The sequence below is a fragment of the Glutamicibacter sp. 2E12 genome (assembly GCF_050030965.1).
Taxonomy (GTDB): Bacteria; Actinomycetota; Actinomycetes; order Actinomycetales; family Micrococcaceae; genus Glutamicibacter.
The window spans coordinates 2064560-2083564 of sequence record NZ_CP188297.1 but is presented as its reverse complement, the minus strand read 5'-3'; the positions used below and the strand labels follow the sequence as shown (position 1 = coordinate 2083564).

Sequence of the window (19005 nt, the reverse complement as noted above, 5' to 3'; positions counted from 1 at the left end):
CCGGGGCATTTCGCGTTCATGGCCCCGCGGGGTGCCGCTGGGCGTCACCCCACGACACCATCCGACCAGGTCTGCCACTCAGATGTAGCGGCAGACCTGGTCGGCGGAGCAGGAGTCCGGCTCCGGATCCCTCGCCTTTGCGTGGAGCTGGGAAATGCTTTCCCGGAGGACCAGCAGTTCGGCGATCTGGGCATCGAGCTCCCTGAGCCGCAACCCCAGCAGGCCTTGGACGTGCGAGCACGGGGCCTGGCCGTGTTCGCGGATCTTCAGGATCTGCCGGATCTGGGCGAGGGTGAGCCCGGCGGCCTGGCCGCGGTGGATAAACCCGACCAGCCCCACGGCACCGTCGCTGTAGTCCCGGTAGCCGGAAGCCAGACGCTCGGCCGGAGGAAGCAACCCCGAATCCTCGTAGAAGCGCAGGGTCTTGGTCGTGGTTCCGGTCGCTTGCGCAAGTTGTCCGATTCTCATGTTCGCTGACTCCCCTTTCAGTGGTCACCGCACTTGACCTTCCACTGTACTGGAAGGTTCATGATGGTGCATAGGAAGTTTTGCACTACAGGGAAGAGGTAGCTGGAATGACAAACGAACGGTTCGATCTGGCGATTGTTGGTTCCGGGGGCGGCGCGTTCGCGGCCGCGATCCGGGCCACCGGCTTGGGCAAGCGCGTCGTGATGGTGGAGCGTGGCACCGTGGGCGGGACATGCGTGAACACCGGATGCGTGCCCTCAAAAGCACTCCTGGCCGCCGCGGAGGCCCGCCACGTGGCGTTGGACTCGGCCCGCTTCCCGGGCGTGGCGGCCTCGGCGGGCCCGGTGGACATGCCGGCCCTGGTCCAGAGCAAGGCCGCGCTGGTGGAAAGCATGCGAACGGAAAAGTACATTGAACTGGCCGCCGGCCACGGGTGGACCATGCTCGAAGGGGAAGCCTCGTTCACCGGAACCCAGGACGAACCCCGACTCCGGGTCGCCTCCCCGGACGGTGCCGAAAAAACGATCGAGGCCGACCACTATCTCGTGGCCACCGGCTCCGCCCCCTGGACGCCTCCCGTCCCTGGACTGGACGAGACAGGGTACCTGACCTCGACGACGGCGATGGAACTGGACGAGGTCCCCGAATCAATGCTGATCATGGGCGGGGGCTATGTTGCCCTGGAAATGGCGCAGCTTTTCTCCCGGCTCGGTTCCCGGGTGACCATGCTGGTCCGTTCCCGGCTGGCCTCGCAGGAGGAACCGGAGGCATCCAAGGCATTGGCCGAAGTTTTTGCCGACGAGGGGATCCGGGTGGTCCGGCGGGCCTCCGCGGAGACTGTGGAGCGCGATCACGCCAACGGAGGGGTCCTGGTCTCGGCATCCGTGGCCGGCGGCAGGGAAACGTTCCGGGCATCCCGGCTCCTGGTGGCCACAGGCCGACGCCCCGTCATCGACGGGTTGAATCTTGACGCCGTCGGCGTGAAGACCGGCGCCACGGGCGAGATCGTGATTGATTCCCGCCTGGCCACGTCCAACCCGCGCATTTGGGCTGCCGGGGACGTGGCCGGACACCGGGAGTTCGTTTACGTCGCCGCGGCCCACGGCGCCCTGGCCGTGGACAATGCGCTCACCGACGCCGTCGCCGAGGTTGACTACCGGCACCTGCCCCGGGTCACCTTCACCAGTCCCGCCATCGGGTCGGTCGGCTTGACGGAGAAGGAAGCCGTCGCTGCCGGGATCCGCTGCGAGTGCCGGGTCCTGCCCCTGGAGTACGTGCCGCGAGCCGTGGTCAACCGCGACACCCGCGGCTTCATCAAGGTCGTCGCCGAGCTCGGCACCGGACGGATCCTGGGTATTTCCGCCGTCGCCAGGGACGCCGGGGAACTGGCCGCCGCCGGTGTCTACATCCTCGAAGCGGGGATGACCACCGCACAGGTCGCCGCCGCCTGGAGCCCCTACCTGACGATGGCCGAGGGCATCAGGATCGCCGCCAAGGCCTTCACCACCGACATCGCCAAACTGTCCTGCTGCGCCTAAGCGAAACCCACCTGAAGCAGAGGACTTCGGGTGATTCAATCTCAGGTGTTCGCTGCACTACAGCCGCAGTGGCGCACCTACCAACAGGGGAAAGCGGTCAGACCAACCGCTGACGGTCGCGAGGCGTCTTGAAAACCTAAAGCTTTTTGAGACGCTACCTAGAGTAGAAACTTGTCTCATCAAATACTTGGAAAACGCGGGCTGTATTTGTCTTATAAACTCGTCCCAACGTAAAACGTCTTACCTGCTTGCCGCACAGGGGTTTTTGAGTCACACTGGGCAGGTGAGGCATTTGGGATACACACGAGTGAGCACTTCGAGCCAAGACGCGGCCTTGCAATTCGACGCTCTTGCTGCAGCGGGGGTGCAGAAACGCGACGTGTTCGCCGATGTGACGTCCGGCAGCCGGAGCGCGATTGAGCGGCCCGGGATGAAGAAACTGCTCGAGTACGCGCAGTCCGGGGACACCGTGGTGGTCTGGCGAGTAGACCGGCTCGGGCGATCCCTGATCGATGTTTTGAACACCGTGAACCTCTTGCGCGAGCGCGGGGTGAATGTCCGCTCCATTTCCGATGGGATCGACCCGGCCACGTCGACCGGGCGGATGATGCTGAACATGCTGGCCTCGTTGGCCGAGTACGAGCGCGAGCTGATCGTTGAACGAGTCAATGCCGGCATTGCTGCCGCCCGGCAATCCGGAACCCGTTTCGGCCGGCCGGTCTCTGACCCGGTGGTGATTGCCGATAAGCTCGCGATCGCCAAAGATGCCCGCGCCAGGGGACGCACCGCCGAAGACGCAGCACGTCTGGTTGGCTGGAGCCGCGCGACGTTCTACCGCCACTTGGGCCAAGAATCCGCCTCTGTCAAGAGCCTGTGATCGGCCATGTCCCGGCGAAGCGAACCGCGCAGGGACGCACCGCTGGGACAAAACCAGAATGGCAGCAGTACCGTGAAAGCAGGAACCTCTTACAGCGGCCTGATCAAGGCAACGGCACGCTGGGAAATACTGCGGCAACACGTCGAAGACGGAGTGCCGCTGACGGTCTTGGCTGAGGAACACCATATCGGCCTGAGGACACTGCAGCGATGGCACCAGAGCTTCAAGCTCCAGGGGAAGTCTGGTCTGGAACCGGTGGCACAGGGCAAACGCGGACGCCGGATGCCCAGCGACTTCGTGAAGCTGGTCGAAGGCCTCGCCTTAGCTAAACTGCCCAGGACGACGGCAGCCATCCACCAGCAAGCTAACAAGGTGGCGCTCCACCAGGGATGGGCACCGGTTTCCTACTCAACCATCCGCTCGATTGTCGGCGAGATAGATCCCGGGATGATGACACTGGCGCAGCAAGGCGCGGCGGTGTACCGCGATAAGTACGAACTGGTCTGGCGCCGCCGCGCCGAACGTCCGAACGCGGTGTGGCAGGCTGATCATACCGAGCTCGACATTCTGGTTTTTGACACTGGTCATCGGCCGGTTCGCCCGTGGCTCACCACGATCATGGATGATTACTCGCGAGCCCTGTGCGGGTACATGATCTTCACCGGTGCTCCCTCATCCTTGAATACGGCATTGGCGTTGCGTGAGGCGATCTGGCCCAAAAAGACAGCTGATTGGCCGATGTGCGGAATCCCTGATGTGCTCTACGTGGACCACGGAACCGATTTCACGAGCCACCACATGGCGCAGGCCGCCAGAGACCTGCACTTCGAAATCACTTTCTCTGCAGTAGCCCGGCCACAGGGCAGAGGAAAGATTGAGCGTTTCTTCGGTACGTTGAATACCGAGCTTTTGGCCCGGCTACCGGGTTACTTGCACAACGTACGCAATCCCAAACCCGGACTATCGATTAGTGAACTGGACACGGCGCTAGGTGAGTTCATTGGGCAGAATTACCACCAGCGTGAACACCAAGAGATCAAAGAAACACCTCAAAAAGCGTGGCAGGGCAACGGCTGGTTGCCGCGTCTGCCTGAATCCATCGATGAACTGAACCTGCTGCTGCTCACGGTCGCCAAACCTCGAATCGTCCACCGCGATGGGGTGCACTTCCAAGGGCTACGCTACATATCTCCCTTGCTGGCTGCCTATGTCGGAGAATCCGTCATCCTTCGCTACGACCCGCGAGACGTTGCCGAGATTCAGGTCTTTCATCGTGGCCAGCACATCTGCAAAGCTGTGGATCCCACGCACGAACGATCCATCATGACCTTTAAGGACATCCAGAAAGCACGCTCTGCACGAAAGCGTCAGCTGCGCGGACAAATCAATGAACGAATCGCCACCGTCGCGGAATTTCTACCGGCCGGGCAACCAACCACGGAGGCACCCCAGCCTGATCCGGCGGTCCACCGAACCAAGAAAACGAAGCTGCGCACTTACGCGGAGGACGAGTAATGGGACCAACAACTTTTATCGCAACGAAGGAGCACCGCCGCTTCACTGAGTTCGCCAATGCGGTGCGTCGGCAGCGGACTATCGGGGTCTGCTATGGACAAGCTGGAATTGGCAAAACCCTATCGGCTAAACGTTATGCCAACTGGAGCCCGAAAGCCGAGGCGTTAATAGAGGAATGGGGCCGACGGGAGGACAGTGACCTCCAGATCTACAAGGATCTGGCCAAAACGCGGACCGTCTTCTTCACCCCAGGGGTTCTGACGACGCCTAAGCAAATCAAGGATGAACTCTCTCTGGTCACCACCCGGACCTCGATCTGTATCCATCAACATCTCGATACTTTAGGTGCCACGACGGGCCCGATGAATCAAGACAAGCATGTTGAGCTGATCATCGTCGACGAGTCGGAGCGACTCAACGCCACTGCCTTAGAAGTGCTACGAGATAGGTATGACAGGAACAATATCGCGCTGATGCTGATTGGGATGCCTGGCATCGAAAAGCAGTTCAGTCGATATCCTCAGCTCTATAGCCGTGTTGGTTTTGCTCACGAGTACCGTCCGCTTGCTCAGGATGAACTGCATTTCGTTCTGCAACGAAAGTGGCGTGCCCTCGGAAAAACTCTGGACTTGGAGGACTTCACCGATACGCAAGCTGTCGCGGCGATCGCCCGTATCACGCGCGGTAATTTCCGGCTGATCGATCGACTCTTCACACAGATGCAGCGAGTCATGAAAATCAATGAGCTGGACACGATTACCGATGATGTTGTTGAAGCTGCGCGATCCACGCTAGTGATCGGAATCAGTTGAACCGCCAATATTAGGTGCGCAGAAACCGCCAAACGAAGTTAACAATCACACCCCCGGTGAAAAATCCGCGGAAACTCAAGGGTCCGAGATTCTCACAGCTATGTGTTGTAACCCATGGCGTAGCGCCGCGTTTGCGCCATTAGTAGTGAGACAGATTAGAAAAACGGTGGGTTCCAGTCTCGAGCTTTCGACCCGGGCCATACGAATCGACATCTTGAAGCCGTGAAATTCACAGATAATGGGGTCATGCTGCGACGAGGACAGATCTCTAAACTCTAGCGGCCGGCTTCTGAGAACGGGTATAGAACACATACCATAGGCAACCTGTTGCGCTGAGCCCCAACCCGAGGGCCCACCATGGGAATCCAATAGAGTCGACACTTTGCCCAGCATCTGCAGGAGTTGGCAATACAGGTTCGGCCGTGACAATAATCCGGTGTGAGTTGACACCGACGGGGGTGCAGTTCACCAACGAAATCAGGTCGTGGCCTGCTTGCGGCCTGAGCAATGCCGTTTCAGTGGGGAGTACTACGGAACTATCGATGATGCGATACACCAGAGTCTGGCCATACACATCGATTTCAATATCATCGCCTACGGTCACTTTATCCAGATCGGTGAACATTGCTGCCTGCGGTAGACCGCGGTGCCCGGTCATCACCGCGTGGGTTCCTTGTCCACCTACAGGCAAGGCTGTGCCTTCAAGATGACCTGCGCCTTCCAGAAGGACATCTTCGGCGGTACCGTGATACACCGGGATCTTTACGTCAATACTCGGTATTCGCAGACGCGCCATCAATCCGTCGTCATTTGGCTCCAACAGATCCCAGTACGGATCATCTGTCTTTTGAGTTTTCTTCTGCACCGCAGCGAACGGGTCAACAATTCTCGTTCCATCAGCCAGCGACGCATTAGTGGCGGAAGCATCATAAATTTCCGAGGCTCAGCATCGCAGTGGCAATCAGACCCACTATCCAGCATGGCCGGTTGGCAGATTCGCACTGGCCAGGTTGGCCCGCGCTGTCACCTGCGATGCAGGGCAACCTACGCCTGTCGACGATGCGCAGCCCGCTTTATCTGGTCTAGATTCGTTTTGCATCTCGACGACTTCACATAGAGCAAATTCTAGAAGTGCCAGAGTCTAGAGAGCATCAGCAACTATTTCAGCAAACCGTTTCCTACCAGAACTTAGGAATAAGCACCGGCGTGTTTTCCTTGTAGGTTTCATAGTCGGCGCGGCCTCCCCATTTTGATTCAGCTTTCGCTTCAAGCAGCGGGATTCCGCTGATCTTGATGAGCAACACGGCGACGAATACCGGTGAGATCATCACAACCCACTGCCAGTGCTGCAACGCCGGAGCGGCCACAACAGCCACGCCAATCCAAAGCAGAATCTCTCCGAAATAGTTCGGATGGCGAGATTTGGACCAGAGTCCGGAGGAGATGAATTTCCCTTGATTTTCCGGGTCGCGTTTGAAAATTGATTTCTGGTGATCGGCTAGGCTTTCCACACCCAACCCAATCGCCCAGATGACGAGTCCGACCAGTGCGAATCCGTCCAATTCACTAGAGTATTCCGAGGTCATAGCAGCCCAAGCAGTAGCAGCAGTGAAAGAGACCCAGAGACCCTGAACGGTCCAGGCGCTGAGAAACCGCATAAAAGACGGTTTGATCTGGTCGAAGCGATCATCTTTGCCGTCCCTAGTGACACGGCTGAAGAGGAAGATTCCCAGCCTAAGAGTCCAGGCCAGGACCATGAATGCCAGTAGCAGCGATCTTGAATGAACTTCAGGGACTAAGAGAAGCAGGAGCAATGTGACTGCTGTATAGGTCAGGGTTCCGGTCAGGTCGTAGAATCTCTCTGTTTGCCTTAGGAATGAAGGTATGAATGCGATCCATTGGGCTATAAAGGACGCCAGTACAGCCAGAGCGAAGAGGGGCATCGAACCCCATGTAATCCCGCCATCACTACCGGACAATGCAAGCAGCACACCTAGCAGAAGCACTACAGGCATAGCGGTCAGCGCCTTGCGTTCCTTGCTCTTCATTATGAGGTTTCCTCCGTTAAATTTCCCTCAGAGACGATCCAGTGATCCTGCGATACTTTTATCCAAGAGTCGCCTCATCATATTCTCTGGGACCGGGCAATACTATTGGACACAGGGTGAGCCAAAGCTTTTGACGGAATCGCGGCTTGACGCTTCTCATGGCATCTCTTCGCGGGGCTATCGTCTAAGAGATGCTTGCTGTTGGCGGAGGATCGCAGAAACAGCTTTCGTCCCCAGAACTGTTCACGACCTGTTAATTGGCCGGACTGAACAAATCAAGCATTCTGAATGCTGGACGAAAACCGTTCTAATCTCGATTGACTAGTTGTTACGTCGAAACGGAACGCATAGCTTGGCTTCAAGCCCCGCACTAAACAAGCTTGAAACCAAGCTATGCGAACCTTGCCTCGTCCCTGCTTATGCTGCCTATCTGAGATGATAGCGCCCAACAATGCCTACCTTGAATGACGCCTGACCGAGAAGTAGTCCACAGCAGGCTAGTCCTGTCCGTATTTGATATCCACCGTTACCCTGCCCGGAAGGACGAGCTATGAGGAAATTTGCGACGCCGCTATTGGCCACTTCGCACATGCACAGGAATGCCACCGATCTCTTGATGGAGCGCCTGAAGAATTCGCCTGAGCATATAGCATTCGAAGTTCGATCTGCTGATGGTCCCGTTGCTGCCCCCTGGAAGCAAATAACTACTCGAGAATTTTTTCTCGAAGTGCAGGCATTGGCTAAGGGGCTCATCGCTAGTGGGCTGCAACCTGGAAACAAGCTTGTGATTATGTCACCTACACGCTACGAATGGGCTCAGGTGGATATGGCGGCATGGTTTGCAGGTGCGGTCGTGGTCCCTATTTATGAAACTTCGTCGCTTGATCAGGTCACAGCCATACTTGCCGATTGCTCCCCAAAATTTATAGTTGCTGGAAGCACCGACCACGCCTCGATTCTCGAGCGCGGGCTAAGTGGCGCGGGAATATGCGGGTCGAGAATCTGGACAATGGACACCCGGAACGATCTCGATCTTGAGGATCTTGTTGACGAAGGGAAATCTATCGCCGATGGTGCTGTTGAAGAACGACGATTGTTGGCAACGTCAGAGACGATAGCGACTATCGTCTACACTTCGGGAACGACGGCAGCACCCAAGGGCGCTTTAATTACGCACGGTAACCTCGTTGGCTTAGTACTCAATGTTGCTGCCGCTTACACTGAAGTGGTTAAGGAGACAGGAAATACGATTATTTTCCTTCCCATGGCCCACGTTCTGGCTCGTGGTCTACAGCTGATTTGTTTGGCTAACGGGATGCGCATCGCGCATCTCTCAGAACCCAAAGAAGTAATACCGTCTTTGGAATTCCTCAAACCCACATTTCTCGTAGTAGTGCCACGGGTGCTACAGAAGATCCAAGACTCCGCAGCACAGGCCGCCAATCAGAAACGCCTGAATCGTATTTGGAAGTGGGCCAGCGACACGGCAACGCAGTGGGGCGCGATGGCTGAGGGACACGATACCGGTTCGTCGAAGCAAGCTTCTCCTAGCCTTAGGATGAGACATTTCATTTTTGATCGGATTTTCTACTCGCGTCTAAGAAAAGTAGTCGGCGGTCGTCTTGAGTACCTGCTATCAGGAGCTGCAACCCTAGATAGAGAAGTTTCCCTCTTTTTCAGGGGTATTGGCTTGCCAGTAATCGAGGGCTATGGGCTGACAGAAACTACAGCGCCGCTAACGGGAAATATGCCCGGGTCGATCAAGTCTGGAACCGTGGGAGTTCCGATGCCTGGGACCACTGTACGAATATCGGACGACGGTGAGGTGCTCGCACAAGGAATCGGCGTATTTGCTGGATATACCAATCCCGAAGATAACGAAGACGCTTTCACCGATGGCTTCTTCCGTACAGGAGACCTGGGATCCTTGGACAACCTTGGGCGCATCACGCTGAAGGGAAGAATCAAAGATGTCATAGTAACTGCGGGAGGGAAGACAATATCCCCCAGCATATGGGAAGGATACGTCGAAACTGAGCCATTGATTGCCCACGCGGTAATGGTTGGAGAAGGTAAGCCGTTCTTGGGATGCCTCGTACTGATTGACCCGGAAGCAGTCAAACAGTGGGCCTCTAGCCAAGGGATTACAGACGCATCCCTTTTTCAGCCTCGCACAGAAGGGTCAATTGACAGGATTAGAAACGGGCTCTTGTTTCAAGTCGTCCTCGACTCCGTCAGCTCAGCCAATAAGCGGGTAGCAAGAAGTGAACAAGTCAAAGAGTTTCTTATGCTTTCTACCGATTTAGGGGAAAACAGTGAACTGCTGACACCGACTTTGAAACTCAAGCGAAGTAAGTTTCTTGAGAGAGCAAACGGCTTCGTCAACGAGCTCTATGCCTCGGCTAAGCGCTAGCAATCAGTCATGATATGAGCCCCTAATGTGCGGAACAGAAAATCTTTAAATAAGTTCCAATCCGCGAAGCGCTTTGCCCCGAATGCCCTGTGAAAACCCAAACCAAGAGGTTTGGAAAACCAACTGGCCCAACGGGGTCGCCAGGTAAGGAGTTCGACATGAAAACCATGCAGCGCAAGACAGTGGGACTGCTCTCGATTGCCGCGGTCGCCGCGTTCGGATTGAGCGCCTGCTCGATGGACAACAGCGCCGAGTCCACTCCCAGCAGCGAAAGTTCGTCATCGAGCATGGCTTCTAGCAGCCCGGAAGCATCTGAGGATTCGGGAATGGCCAGCGAATCGGCCATGGACCCAACCGCCAACCTTGTTGGTTCAGGATGTGCGGCGTACGCAGAAGCAGTGCCCGAAGGTGACGGCTCCGTTGCTGGCATGGCCCAGGATCCGGTAGCCGTGGCAGCATCAAACAACCCGTTGCTGACCACCCTCACCAAGGCCGTTTCGGGCGAGCTGAACAAGGACGTGGATCTGGTGGACACGCTCAACGGCGATGAGTTCACCGTCTTCGCACCGGTGGATGACGCATTCAAGGCCATTTCAGAAAAAGACCTGAACGCTGTTGTGTCGGATGCCGACATGCTGACCAAGGTGCTGACCTACCATGTGGTCCCAGGCCAGATAACTCCCGATGAGTTGAAGGGTGATCTGGAAACCGTTGAAGGTGACAAGGTCAAGATCAGCGGCAGCGGCGATGACTTGATGGTCAACGATGCCAAGGTCATTTGCGGTGGCGTGCAGACTGCCAATGCCACCGTTTACCTCGTTGATTCGGTGCTGATGCCACCGGCAAAGAAGTAGTACTACAGCATCAAGCTGAAGAAGCCAGGGGACGGGCGATGCACGATTTGGGGGGCCGTTCCCTGGCTTCCGTCTACCCAAGATTTGACCTGCAGCTACTGCCCTGAACGAGAGCAATGTCCTTGACGGTATGGGGTCGTTGAACCCAAGATCCCGAATTGGGCAGTCGAAATCACCGACTGTTCAGCGCCGGATGAAGCTCTCTTGCTTCAAGCCGCACAAGGAGATGAAGCAGCTACGCAGCCTTATGGCGGACTTGTCCCAAGGGTGTTCGGTTTTGACGCCCGTCAACTGAGCGATGAAGTCCAAAGGCAGGAAGCCGCACAATGAATATTTTCAGACGATTAACGACATGTTGATGGCTTCGCCACTGTGCGAACTACCGCACTAACTTGGCTGCTGAAGATCGTCCACCAGTCTGCCGTTGGACAGATCCGCTTCACTTCAGAGCGCCCGAAACCTGTGCTGGGAATCGCTGTTGAAACCTCTTAAGCAAGGTATCAACCATTGCAGGGAAGAGCGGTACGTCCTGATGAGGTCAAACGCATGATCGAAGCTCTCTACCAACTGACTGAAGCGCAAAGAGGTACGATCCAACTGGTCTATTTCGGGGTTTGACGCATTGTGAGATTCCTGATCATGCCCAACTACCTGTGGTGATCGTGAAAGCCGGCTCACGAGACAGAATGAAGGAAATACGAGAATTGCTGGGAGCCATGTCATGGGCAAGCACAAAAGTAGACTGTTCAGCGGCTTCGCCCTGAATGCGCTGAGCCAAACTCAACGTGATCAGGCGCTGCAGTATGAGGCCAATGCCGCCACGCTCGAGCAAGAGCTTGCTTCTTTGAAACAAACTGCTGCCTACCTTGCTCTCACCGTCCCTGAGGTGAAGCCGCCACCGAGAATTAAGACCTACGTCATGGATGCGATTCGCACCGTTGAACAGGTTCCCGCAAGAGTTGATGAGAGTCAATGCGAGCATTCCGCAACGGAAGCAAGAGCTCTGCTTTACTCTCATAACGAATTGGCTGGAAGTATGCAGAGCGTTCACAGAAAGTCGCAGAAGTTCTTTGCCCCATTAGTGTGCCGTCGCGTTGCTGCCTTCGCTGATCCCAGAAGATCGACGGCGTGCCGATCGCCTATGTGTACACAAGCTTGTCGGCCAGGCCTGCTTCAGCGAACGCTAGAGTGAGGTCGGCTCGGGTGCCTTGGAAGTGCGCCCACCCTTCGAAGTGGGCAGGGATCACACGACGAGCGTCCAATGCGCGTGCTACCCAAGTGGCCTGAGTGTTGTTGAGGGTCACGAGCTGCGCCTCGAGCATGGGCTCATGGCGGACCCCGCCAAGAAACAGCACCGCTGTATCGATCGGCGCACACCTATCTGCGATCTGCTGGACATAGTCCAGCGATGCGTTGTCGCCGCTGATGTAGACGCTGGGGTGACCTACTGCAGTGAGGAGGAACCCGATAACGTCGCCGGAGACCGGTTCGCTGCCCTCTGGTCCGTGGCGTGCAGGCAGCCCGGTAATCGTCACCTCGGTACCGTCGGGAGCGATGAGTGTTGCTTCCTCCCAGAACGCGACCCCCTTTGCATTGCCGCCAAGACGGCCAGCACCGGAGACGGTTGTGTAGACGACCGGTACGCGAGGAAGGAACTGGCGGCCCGACTCATCGAGATTGTCATCATGCTCGTCGTGGGAGAGCAACACCGCGTCGATGTGCCCCACCTCGTCCGGGCCGAGGGGTGACCCGGCGGTCTTGGTCATGGCGTATCCAGGCATGACGGGGTACTCCCCCGGTGCATCGAAGGTGGGGTCGGTGAGGAAGCGCAAGCCAGCGTACTCGATCAACACGGTCGGGCCGCTGAGGACGCGTACAGGGATGTGGGTGGGGACGGTCTGGGTGGTCATGAGATTCTCTTTCAGGAGTAGAATGTATTGCTTACAGATAGTTCCATGGAAACAATATTTGGTTCGCCTCGGTCAGCAGGATCGACGCGGACAGGTGAGGTGAGAAATGACGGAATTGCGGGTGCTTTATCACGATCTGGTGCGCTTCGAAACCGAGCTGTGGACGGCGATCGATGCGCGGCTACGCGCTGACTGCGATATGCAGTTGACATGGTTCGAGATCATGCAGCTCCTGCGCCACCGTGAAGGGCAGCGCGTCCATGACGTGGCGCGGGAATTCGTGATCACGGTAGGCGGGGCCAGCAAGGTCATCGATCGAATCGAGGCCGCGGGGCTCTGCCGACGGGTCCCGAATCCGAATGATCGCCGGTCCACGCTGATTGTGCTGACAGCTGCGGGGAAGGCGAGGGTGGACGAGACAGCCCCGGTGTTCGAGGACGAGCTCGCCCGGCGCTTCTCGGCCATACTGGGATCTGCTGAGCTCGACCGGATGGCGGCAGGGCTCCGTCTCTTGCGTTCCGCTTCGGACACTGACGATCGATCCAAGATCGTCTGACGCCGATGTATTTTCACAAGAATATCCGTCCTGGCTAAGGGAGACGTCGCAGGTCCGCGTTGCCTCCCGTAACCGTGGACAGCATCGGTCAGTCCGTTGGAGCGGGCATCGAATACACGCCGAAGTGGTGGCCGTTGGCGTCGCGCAGGCGGGCGAAGCTCACTCCGGACGCGTCGACGACGGGCTCCATCGTGACTTCGGCACCGAGCTCCTTGGCTCTCGCAATCGTGGCCGGGATGTCCTCGACGAGGACATAGAAGACGGCGTAGTCCTCGAAGCGTCCGGCGTGGTCGAAGATCCCGCCGGACGGGCCTGGCGAGCCCGGAGTGATGGCGGCGTGGTATTCGACGCCTTCGAGGTCGGTGTTGAGCTTGAACTGCCAGCCGAACAGCTCGCTGTAGAACTTCTTCACCTCCTCGGGCTTGTCGCTTCCAATCTCGAACCAGGACACTGAACCGATTGCTGGGACACTCATGACCCGCTCCTATTCTTCCCCGTACGGGGAACTCTTCGACTCGCCGCATGGACACGCGGTGGCGACACCAGTCTACCGGATATAGTTGACATGGAATGTACATGTGCTGTGAACGCGGTGCCTGACAACTTGGAGGTCCGATGGATAGTGAACACTCTGGCCGGCCCGTTGCGGGGGGCCCGTTGGTGACCGCGGTGCGGGGCGCGCGGATGCACAACCTGCGGAACATCGATGTCGATGTTCCGCTGCGGCGGCTGGTCGCGATTGCAGGGGTGTCGGGGTCGGGGAAGTCGTCGCTGGCGATGGGGGTGCTCTACGCCGAGGGATCCAGGCGGTACATCGAGGCTCTGTCGACCTACACGCGCCGGCGCATGTCCCACTCTGCTCGTGCGAGTGTCGACTCCGTGCGGCATGTCCCGGCAGCCCTGGCGTTGCGCCAGCGGCCGGGCGTGCCCGGGGTGCGGTCGACGTTCGGGACGTCGACGGAGCTTCTGAACGTGCTACGGGTGATGTTCTCGCGGCTCGGCTCGCATCTGTGCCCAAACGGTCACCGTCTGTCTCCGACGATCGATGTGGCCGCGAACAAGGATCTCATTTGTCCGGTGTGCGCAGCTGAGTTCTATCCACCAGGTGCGGAGTCTCTGGCATTCAACTCCGATGGGGCGTGCCCGAACTGCGCGGGAACGGGCACGGTGCGCGACATCGACGACGCGACGCTGATCCCTGACCTATCCCGGTCGATCGCCGAAGGCGCCGTCGCCCCCTGGGGGATGTTCGGTCTCTCAGTGATGCCGCAGGTCGTTGCCGCATTCGGTGTGCGCATCAACGTCCCCTATGCCGAGCTCACCCCGCAGGAGCGAGAGATCGTGCTCGACGGGCCCGCTGAGAAGCGCGAGATCGAGGTCCCATCGAAGACCGGGAAGCTGTTCGAGCTGAACTTCACCTACCGCAGCGCCCGTCAAGCCGTGCGGGAAGCAATGAATAACGCCACCAGTGAGAAAGGCCTGGCTCGCGTGCAGCGGTTCATCACCGCGCACACCTGTCCTACCTGCCACGGCACCCGCCTGTCCGAAGCAGCTCGCGGCACCCGAGTTGACGGCATGAATCTCGCCCAGGCCACCGTCCTCACGCTCGCCGAGACGATGGCATGGGTGCCGGCGGTTCCTGCCACTCTGCCTGCGGACATGCGTCCCATGGCGAAGATGATCGCCCGGCAGTTTACCGAGATGGGTCACCGCCTGATCGAGCTGGGCCTGGGCTACCTCACGCTCGATCGGCCCAGCTCCACCCTGTCGACCGGAGAACGGCAGCGTGTGCAGCTGGCGCGGGCGGTCCGCAACGAGACCACCGGCGTGCTGTACGTGCTCGACGAGCCATCGATCGGGCTGCACCCGGCTAACATTGACGGTCTGATCGGCGTCATGCGGGACCTCCTCGACGGCGGCAACTCCGTCGTACTCGTCGACCATGATGTGCAGGTCCTGCGCGAAGCTGATTGGATGATCGAGATCGGTCCCGGCTCCGGCTCTTCCGGGGGAACTATCCTCGCCCAAGGGACGATCGACGCCGTCCAGGAGAATCCAGCGTCACTCATCGGGCCGTTCCTGTCTGGCAGCGAGACGGCGGTCATCCGCGATCGCGCGAGCAAAGACACGGTGTTCTCCCGCGGGGTGATCCGTCTGAAGACCGCCCCGATCCACACGGTCCACGCGCTCGAGGCCGAGATTCCAAAGGGCCGTCTCACCGCTGTTACCGGGATGTCCGGGTCGGGGAAGACGACCCTCATTCTTGACAGCCTCGTGCCCGCCCTCGCTGCCGCTCACGATGACGTCCCGCTCCCCGGGCACGTCATCTCCCTCGACACGGCAGACCTGACCCGGGCAGACGTCGTCGACGCGACCCCAATAGGTACCAATGTCCGCTCCACCGTCGCCACCTATAGCGGTATCCTCGACGACCTTCGTCGCGCCTACGCCAGCCTCCCGTCCGCGAAGAACGCCGGCCTGAACGCAGGGAACTTCTCCTACAACACCGGATCGCTACGTTGCCCGAGGTGCGAGGGCACAGGCCAGGTCGTTCTGGACGTGCAGTTCCTACCCGACGTCGACATCCCCTGTCCCGACTGCGGCGGCACCCGCTACAGCCCCGCCGCCTCCGAACACCAGTTGCCCACCACTGACGGGCGCCGGTCCCTGCCCGAGCTGCTCGGCACCACCGTCGCCGACGCCGCGACGCTGCTCGGAGCCCGGACCAGGGTGCGCAAGAAGCTGTCGACACTGATCGATCTCGGCCTGGGTTACCTCACCCTCGGCGAGGACACTCCCGCCCTGTCCGGCGGCGAGGCTCAGCGGCTGAAGCTAGCCGCCGAGCTCGGCCGCAAGCACACCGGCACGGTGTTCGTATTTGACGAGCCCTCTGTCGGCCTGCACCCGCTGGACATCCGCACGCTACTGGGTGTGCTGGACCAGTTGCTGGCGACCGGGGCGACCGTGATCGTCATCGAGCACGACCTGGACATGATCGCCAACGCCGACTATGTGATCGATCTCGGCCCCGGAGGCGGCACGGATGGCGGACGCATCATCGCCACCGGCACCCCCGAGGCCATCGCCGCATCCGCCGCGAGCATCACGGGACAGTACCTCGCCGCGACCTCACGACCCTGACAGGGTCGTGAGGTCGCGTCGCCAGGGATCAGACTCCGAGATCCCGCAACCACCGCTCGACACTGCGCGGTTTGAGATCGAGCAGCGCCTGTGCCGAACGCGCCTCTGGAATGAGCTCCCCGGGCTGATGCTGGCGATGCTCATAGGAGGCGATCACCGGTGCGACCGCGGCCTCGCCGAACAGAGGGATGATCAGCTCCCCGTACCGTGCGGGGCTGATCGCCTCGAAGCGCACATCTTGCCCGAGGTATCGAGTGAAGCCCGCGGCAAGGTCCGCGCCAGTCAGGCCGGGAAGAGCTCCGACGGAAACGATTCCCGTGACCGAATGGTCAGTCAGCAGACGGGAGACGACGTCAGCGACGTCAAGGTGGGAGATCCACGAGACTGCATAGTCCGGGCGGATCGGGTAGCGCAGAGCACCCTCGTCCCGTGTGGGTCCCATCGTCGCCGTCAGGAGCAGATTCTCGAGGAAGAGCCGCGGCTCGACAATCGCGTAGGACACCCCTGAGGAGGCCAATTCACGGGCGAGTACGTCCACAGCATCTGTCCCTTCACCGGTGGGATCGAGAGAAAATCCGCTGGTGGAGAAGACGACGCGTGCCGGCTTCGCCCGACGAATCGCCACGGCGATTGTGTGAGCGAAGGCGAGCTGGTCTTCGGGACGTCCCAGGGGCAGGTGTACGAACACCCCCTTCGCGCCGCGATACGCGTCAGCGAGCGAGTCGACAGAGGAGTTGTCGATGGCGATTGCCGCGCCGTCGATCTTCGAGATGTCTCGGACCGCGGCGACGGCATCGAGTCCAGCTGAGGTGAGAGCAGTGAATACAGGGGAACCTTGAGCGCCGGTCGCGCCGTGGATGATGTATGTCATGAATCAATTACTGCACATGATGCATCGGTTACATCAAGTGCAGTAATGGAGTATCGTGGATATGTGAGATTCAACCACTGCGACCTGCAGGAGTGTGGTGTGGCTCGTTTCCTGTCCCTGCTCGACGGGCCATGGGCCACGCTCATCGTGCGCGAACTGCTCAAGGGACCGCATCGCTTCAACGAACTGGCAGAGGTACTGCCTCGCATCAGCGCGCACACGCTAACCAGTCGGCTCCGCACGTTCGAGAAGCACGGCATGGTCACCCGCACCGCGTATCCCGAGATTCCACCCCGAGTCGTTTATGAGCTGACACCTGCCGGGCAGGACCTCCGCCCCGTCTTGGAAGCAATGAATTCCTGGGCCATGACCCTGCCCGCGAGCGTCTTCGAGATCGCCGAGGACGCCGGCAGCGTCCACTCCCGTTCGCCTGCCGATTCCTAGCCGGCCATAGGCTGTCTAATTCCGGGCCGCTTCAGATCATTCAGCGCGAGTGGATGGGTCCCATGCGGCTCGCAGAACTATGGTATCGATTAGGCTCCTGGTGGAGTCGTTGGAGTTCCAGCAGGTCGAAGCAGCATGGTTTAGGGTAGGATCAGATCGCCGAGTTGCTGAACACCAGCCAGCAGATGGGGCTCAAGGAGTACAACAATTGGATCGGCCTCTCCATCGATGTATCGAGGTAAGTTCACATGAACTATCAAGTGATTTCGAGAGGTACGTATACTCGTGTTGGACGAGGAACGACGATCAGAAAATCCGAAAATCGATAACGAACATGTGTTTCTTCCTCTGTACATGTCGAGGGCCAAGCGAACGATACTCCCGTCGAACAAGGTTTCACTCTTTCTGGCGCGAGGAAAGCGTTTCCAGACGTGAATACGCGCCATGCTGCGCAGCTCGAAGTTCGAGAGCCCGAACCAGTGAAGTCGACAAAACACATATCGAGCTCCAACGCAAGCGGCAGATTTGTCTACAGGGACATGCCCTAAGATGTGTCCAAATAGGCCGTCCAAGACGTAGCTCTATTCAACGTGTTGAACGACGAACCGTCTGCTCATATCTGAGAAGTGTTGCTTGAACTCGGCATAGCCCCGGAGTCCTGCCGCCTTCACCGAGTGAACTTGCGAGAGGAGTATATGAAGGAGGTATTCATTCGACCACCGCCGTCCCGCTCCTGAAGGTCCAGTTGCGGTCTGGGCGCCATTGTCGAACTTGGATCAATGGTTGGAGCGGAACGCGAATAGGTTTGAGGACACAGACAGTGGAATGCCATCAGAGTGGGAAGCCGAGGCGGATGAACCCGCAGTACTAAGTCGCGAAAGATATCGTTGGTTGACACGGATCGCCCCACCCCATCCAGTGGGTACATTCGTCCCCCGGTGCTTTCAATGTTGGACCCCAAAGTCCCCGAATCAGCCTAAATATGCAAGGATCGAGCATCGAGGTCGCTAGCTTATTTGACCGCATTGGAGCGGTTGGAGGTAGAAGTACTCGTTACTGGCAGATGTTAATTCCTACGTCCCAACAAACAGGCGAAGAATCCACCACGTTGCCGGTCCGCGGTCTCTCGCTGTTTCAAGGTGCGCGGCCCAACATACCACTGCGCCGCGGAAACGGTCCGCTGGACATGCTGGCCACATCCGGCCCACGTCGCCTTGCCGCACACGTGGCACTTAGATATGCAATGTAGGGCGTTATATAAATACCCCGTAGGATACACAAAAGTGAACAAGTTCCCTACAGTTCGAGGAGCGGTAACGAAAGGCCCCCAGTTCACCTGCCTCAACATCATCTAGCCGCTCGCTGCCATGTACAAGGCCACCGACCCCGACCTCGAGGAATGCCACATCAGCTAGGGTGCTCTCAAGGATTATACGAATACCTCAACCGTTGGTCAGACTCCGTCGGGCGACGAGTTGAAAAGCTCTTCCGACAGCTGGCCTAAGACGACAAAACCGACAACAAGACCAGGCCCCTCACGCTCAGCCCTGTTATCCTC

General features: G+C 58.7%; 16 protein-coding genes. 9 read left to right on the top strand and 7 right to left on the bottom strand.

The window, feature by feature from the left end; translation table 11 throughout:
* Positions 1-78: 78 nt before the first annotated feature.
* The gene (locus ACP3TE_RS09815) at positions 79-468 is read right to left on the bottom strand and encodes a heavy metal-responsive transcriptional regulator (RefSeq protein ID WP_133835017.1); all 390 of its coding nucleotides are present in this window, start codon (positions 466-468) and stop codon (positions 79-81) included.
* A gap of 107 nt (positions 469-575) precedes the next feature.
* Here ACP3TE_RS09815 and merA point away from each other — a divergent pair, with 107 nt between their 5' ends.
* The 4 genes from merA to ACP3TE_RS09795 all read left to right on the top strand — a co-directional run bounded on the left by merA (position 576) and on the right by ACP3TE_RS09795 (position 5210).
* Complete coding sequence (gene merA / locus ACP3TE_RS09810; protein ID WP_133835016.1) at positions 576-2006, top strand: mercury(II) reductase; 1431 nt, start codon at positions 576-578, stop codon at positions 2004-2006.
* 283 nt (positions 2007-2289) lie between these two features.
* On the top strand, positions 2290-2883 hold the full coding sequence (locus ACP3TE_RS09805) for a recombinase family protein (RefSeq protein WP_402696812.1): 594 nt from the start codon (positions 2290-2292) through the stop codon (positions 2881-2883).
* Between the two features lie 72 nt (positions 2884-2955).
* Positions 2956-4398, top strand: coding sequence for a Mu transposase C-terminal domain-containing protein (locus ACP3TE_RS09800; protein ID WP_426733393.1), 1443 nt, complete (start codon positions 2956-2958; stop codon positions 4396-4398).
* On the top strand, positions 4398-5210 hold the full coding sequence (locus ACP3TE_RS09795; protein ID WP_105553695.1) for an AAA family ATPase: 813 nt from the start codon (positions 4398-4400) through the stop codon (positions 5208-5210). The genes ACP3TE_RS09800 and ACP3TE_RS09795 overlap by 1 nt, the downstream gene beginning before the upstream one ends.
* A gap of 268 nt (positions 5211-5478) precedes the next feature.
* Here ACP3TE_RS09795 and ACP3TE_RS09790 read toward each other — a convergent pair whose 3' ends face one another.
* Positions 5479-6144 carry a class C sortase gene (locus ACP3TE_RS09790; RefSeq protein WP_426736216.1) on the bottom strand — a complete coding sequence of 222 codons (666 nt, stop codon included), beginning with the start codon at positions 6142-6144 and terminating at the stop codon, positions 5479-5481.
* A gap of 244 nt (positions 6145-6388) precedes the next feature.
* Positions 6389-7258 carry a DUF1295 domain-containing protein gene (locus ACP3TE_RS09785; RefSeq protein WP_402696808.1) on the bottom strand — a complete coding sequence of 290 codons (870 nt, stop codon included), beginning with the start codon at positions 7256-7258 and terminating at the stop codon, positions 6389-6391.
* A 550-nt stretch (positions 7259-7808) separates the two neighbouring features.
* Here ACP3TE_RS09785 and ACP3TE_RS09780 point away from each other — a divergent pair.
* Positions 7809-9671, top strand: coding sequence for an AMP-dependent synthetase/ligase (locus tag ACP3TE_RS09780; RefSeq protein ID WP_426733390.1), 1863 nt, complete (start codon positions 7809-7811; stop codon positions 9669-9671).
* Positions 9672-9829: 158 nt separating this feature from the next.
* Entirely contained in the window at positions 9830-10525 is a 696-nt protein-coding gene (locus ACP3TE_RS09775) for a fasciclin domain-containing protein (protein ID WP_133835011.1), read from the top strand.
* 637 nt (positions 10526-11162) lie between these two features.
* On the opposite strand, the gene ACP3TE_RS09770 is transcribed toward ACP3TE_RS09775, so the two are convergent.
* Positions 11163-11357, bottom strand: coding sequence for a hypothetical protein (locus ACP3TE_RS09770; protein ID WP_426733388.1), 195 nt, complete (start codon positions 11355-11357; stop codon positions 11163-11165).
* Positions 11358-11664: 307 nt separating this feature from the next.
* Positions 11665-12378: an MBL fold metallo-hydrolase gene (locus ACP3TE_RS09765; RefSeq protein ID WP_426733386.1), complete on the bottom strand. Its 714-nt coding sequence runs from the start codon at positions 12376-12378 to the stop codon at positions 11665-11667.
* A 163-nt stretch (positions 12379-12541) separates the two neighbouring features.
* On the opposite strand from ACP3TE_RS09765, the gene ACP3TE_RS09760 reads away from it, so the two are divergent.
* Positions 12542-12991 carry a MarR family winged helix-turn-helix transcriptional regulator gene (locus tag ACP3TE_RS09760; RefSeq protein WP_402696805.1) on the top strand — a complete coding sequence of 150 codons (450 nt, stop codon included), beginning with the start codon at positions 12542-12544 and terminating at the stop codon, positions 12989-12991.
* An 88-nt stretch (positions 12992-13079) separates the two neighbouring features.
* Here the strand turns inward: ACP3TE_RS09760 and ACP3TE_RS09755 are convergent, their stop codons facing one another.
* Positions 13080-13466 (bottom strand): VOC family protein, encoded by a 387-nt coding sequence (locus ACP3TE_RS09755; RefSeq protein ID WP_133835007.1) that lies wholly within the window; start codon positions 13464-13466, stop codon positions 13080-13082.
* A 140-nt stretch (positions 13467-13606) separates the two neighbouring features.
* Here ACP3TE_RS09755 and ACP3TE_RS09750 point away from each other — a divergent pair, with 140 nt between their 5' ends.
* Entirely contained in the window at positions 13607-16132 is a 2526-nt protein-coding gene (locus ACP3TE_RS09750) for an excinuclease ABC subunit UvrA (protein ID WP_133835006.1), read from the top strand.
* 28 nt (positions 16133-16160) lie between these two features.
* Here ACP3TE_RS09750 and ACP3TE_RS09745 read toward each other — a convergent pair whose 3' ends face one another.
* Positions 16161-17003 (bottom strand): NmrA family NAD(P)-binding protein, encoded by an 843-nt coding sequence (locus ACP3TE_RS09745; RefSeq protein ID WP_426733383.1) that lies wholly within the window; start codon positions 17001-17003, stop codon positions 16161-16163.
* A gap of 99 nt (positions 17004-17102) precedes the next feature.
* Here ACP3TE_RS09745 and ACP3TE_RS09740 point away from each other — a divergent pair, with 99 nt between their 5' ends.
* Positions 17103-17447: a winged helix-turn-helix transcriptional regulator gene (locus tag ACP3TE_RS09740; protein ID WP_426733380.1), complete on the top strand. Its 345-nt coding sequence runs from the start codon at positions 17103-17105 to the stop codon at positions 17445-17447.
* The last annotated feature ends 1558 nt before the right edge of the window (positions 17448-19005 follow it).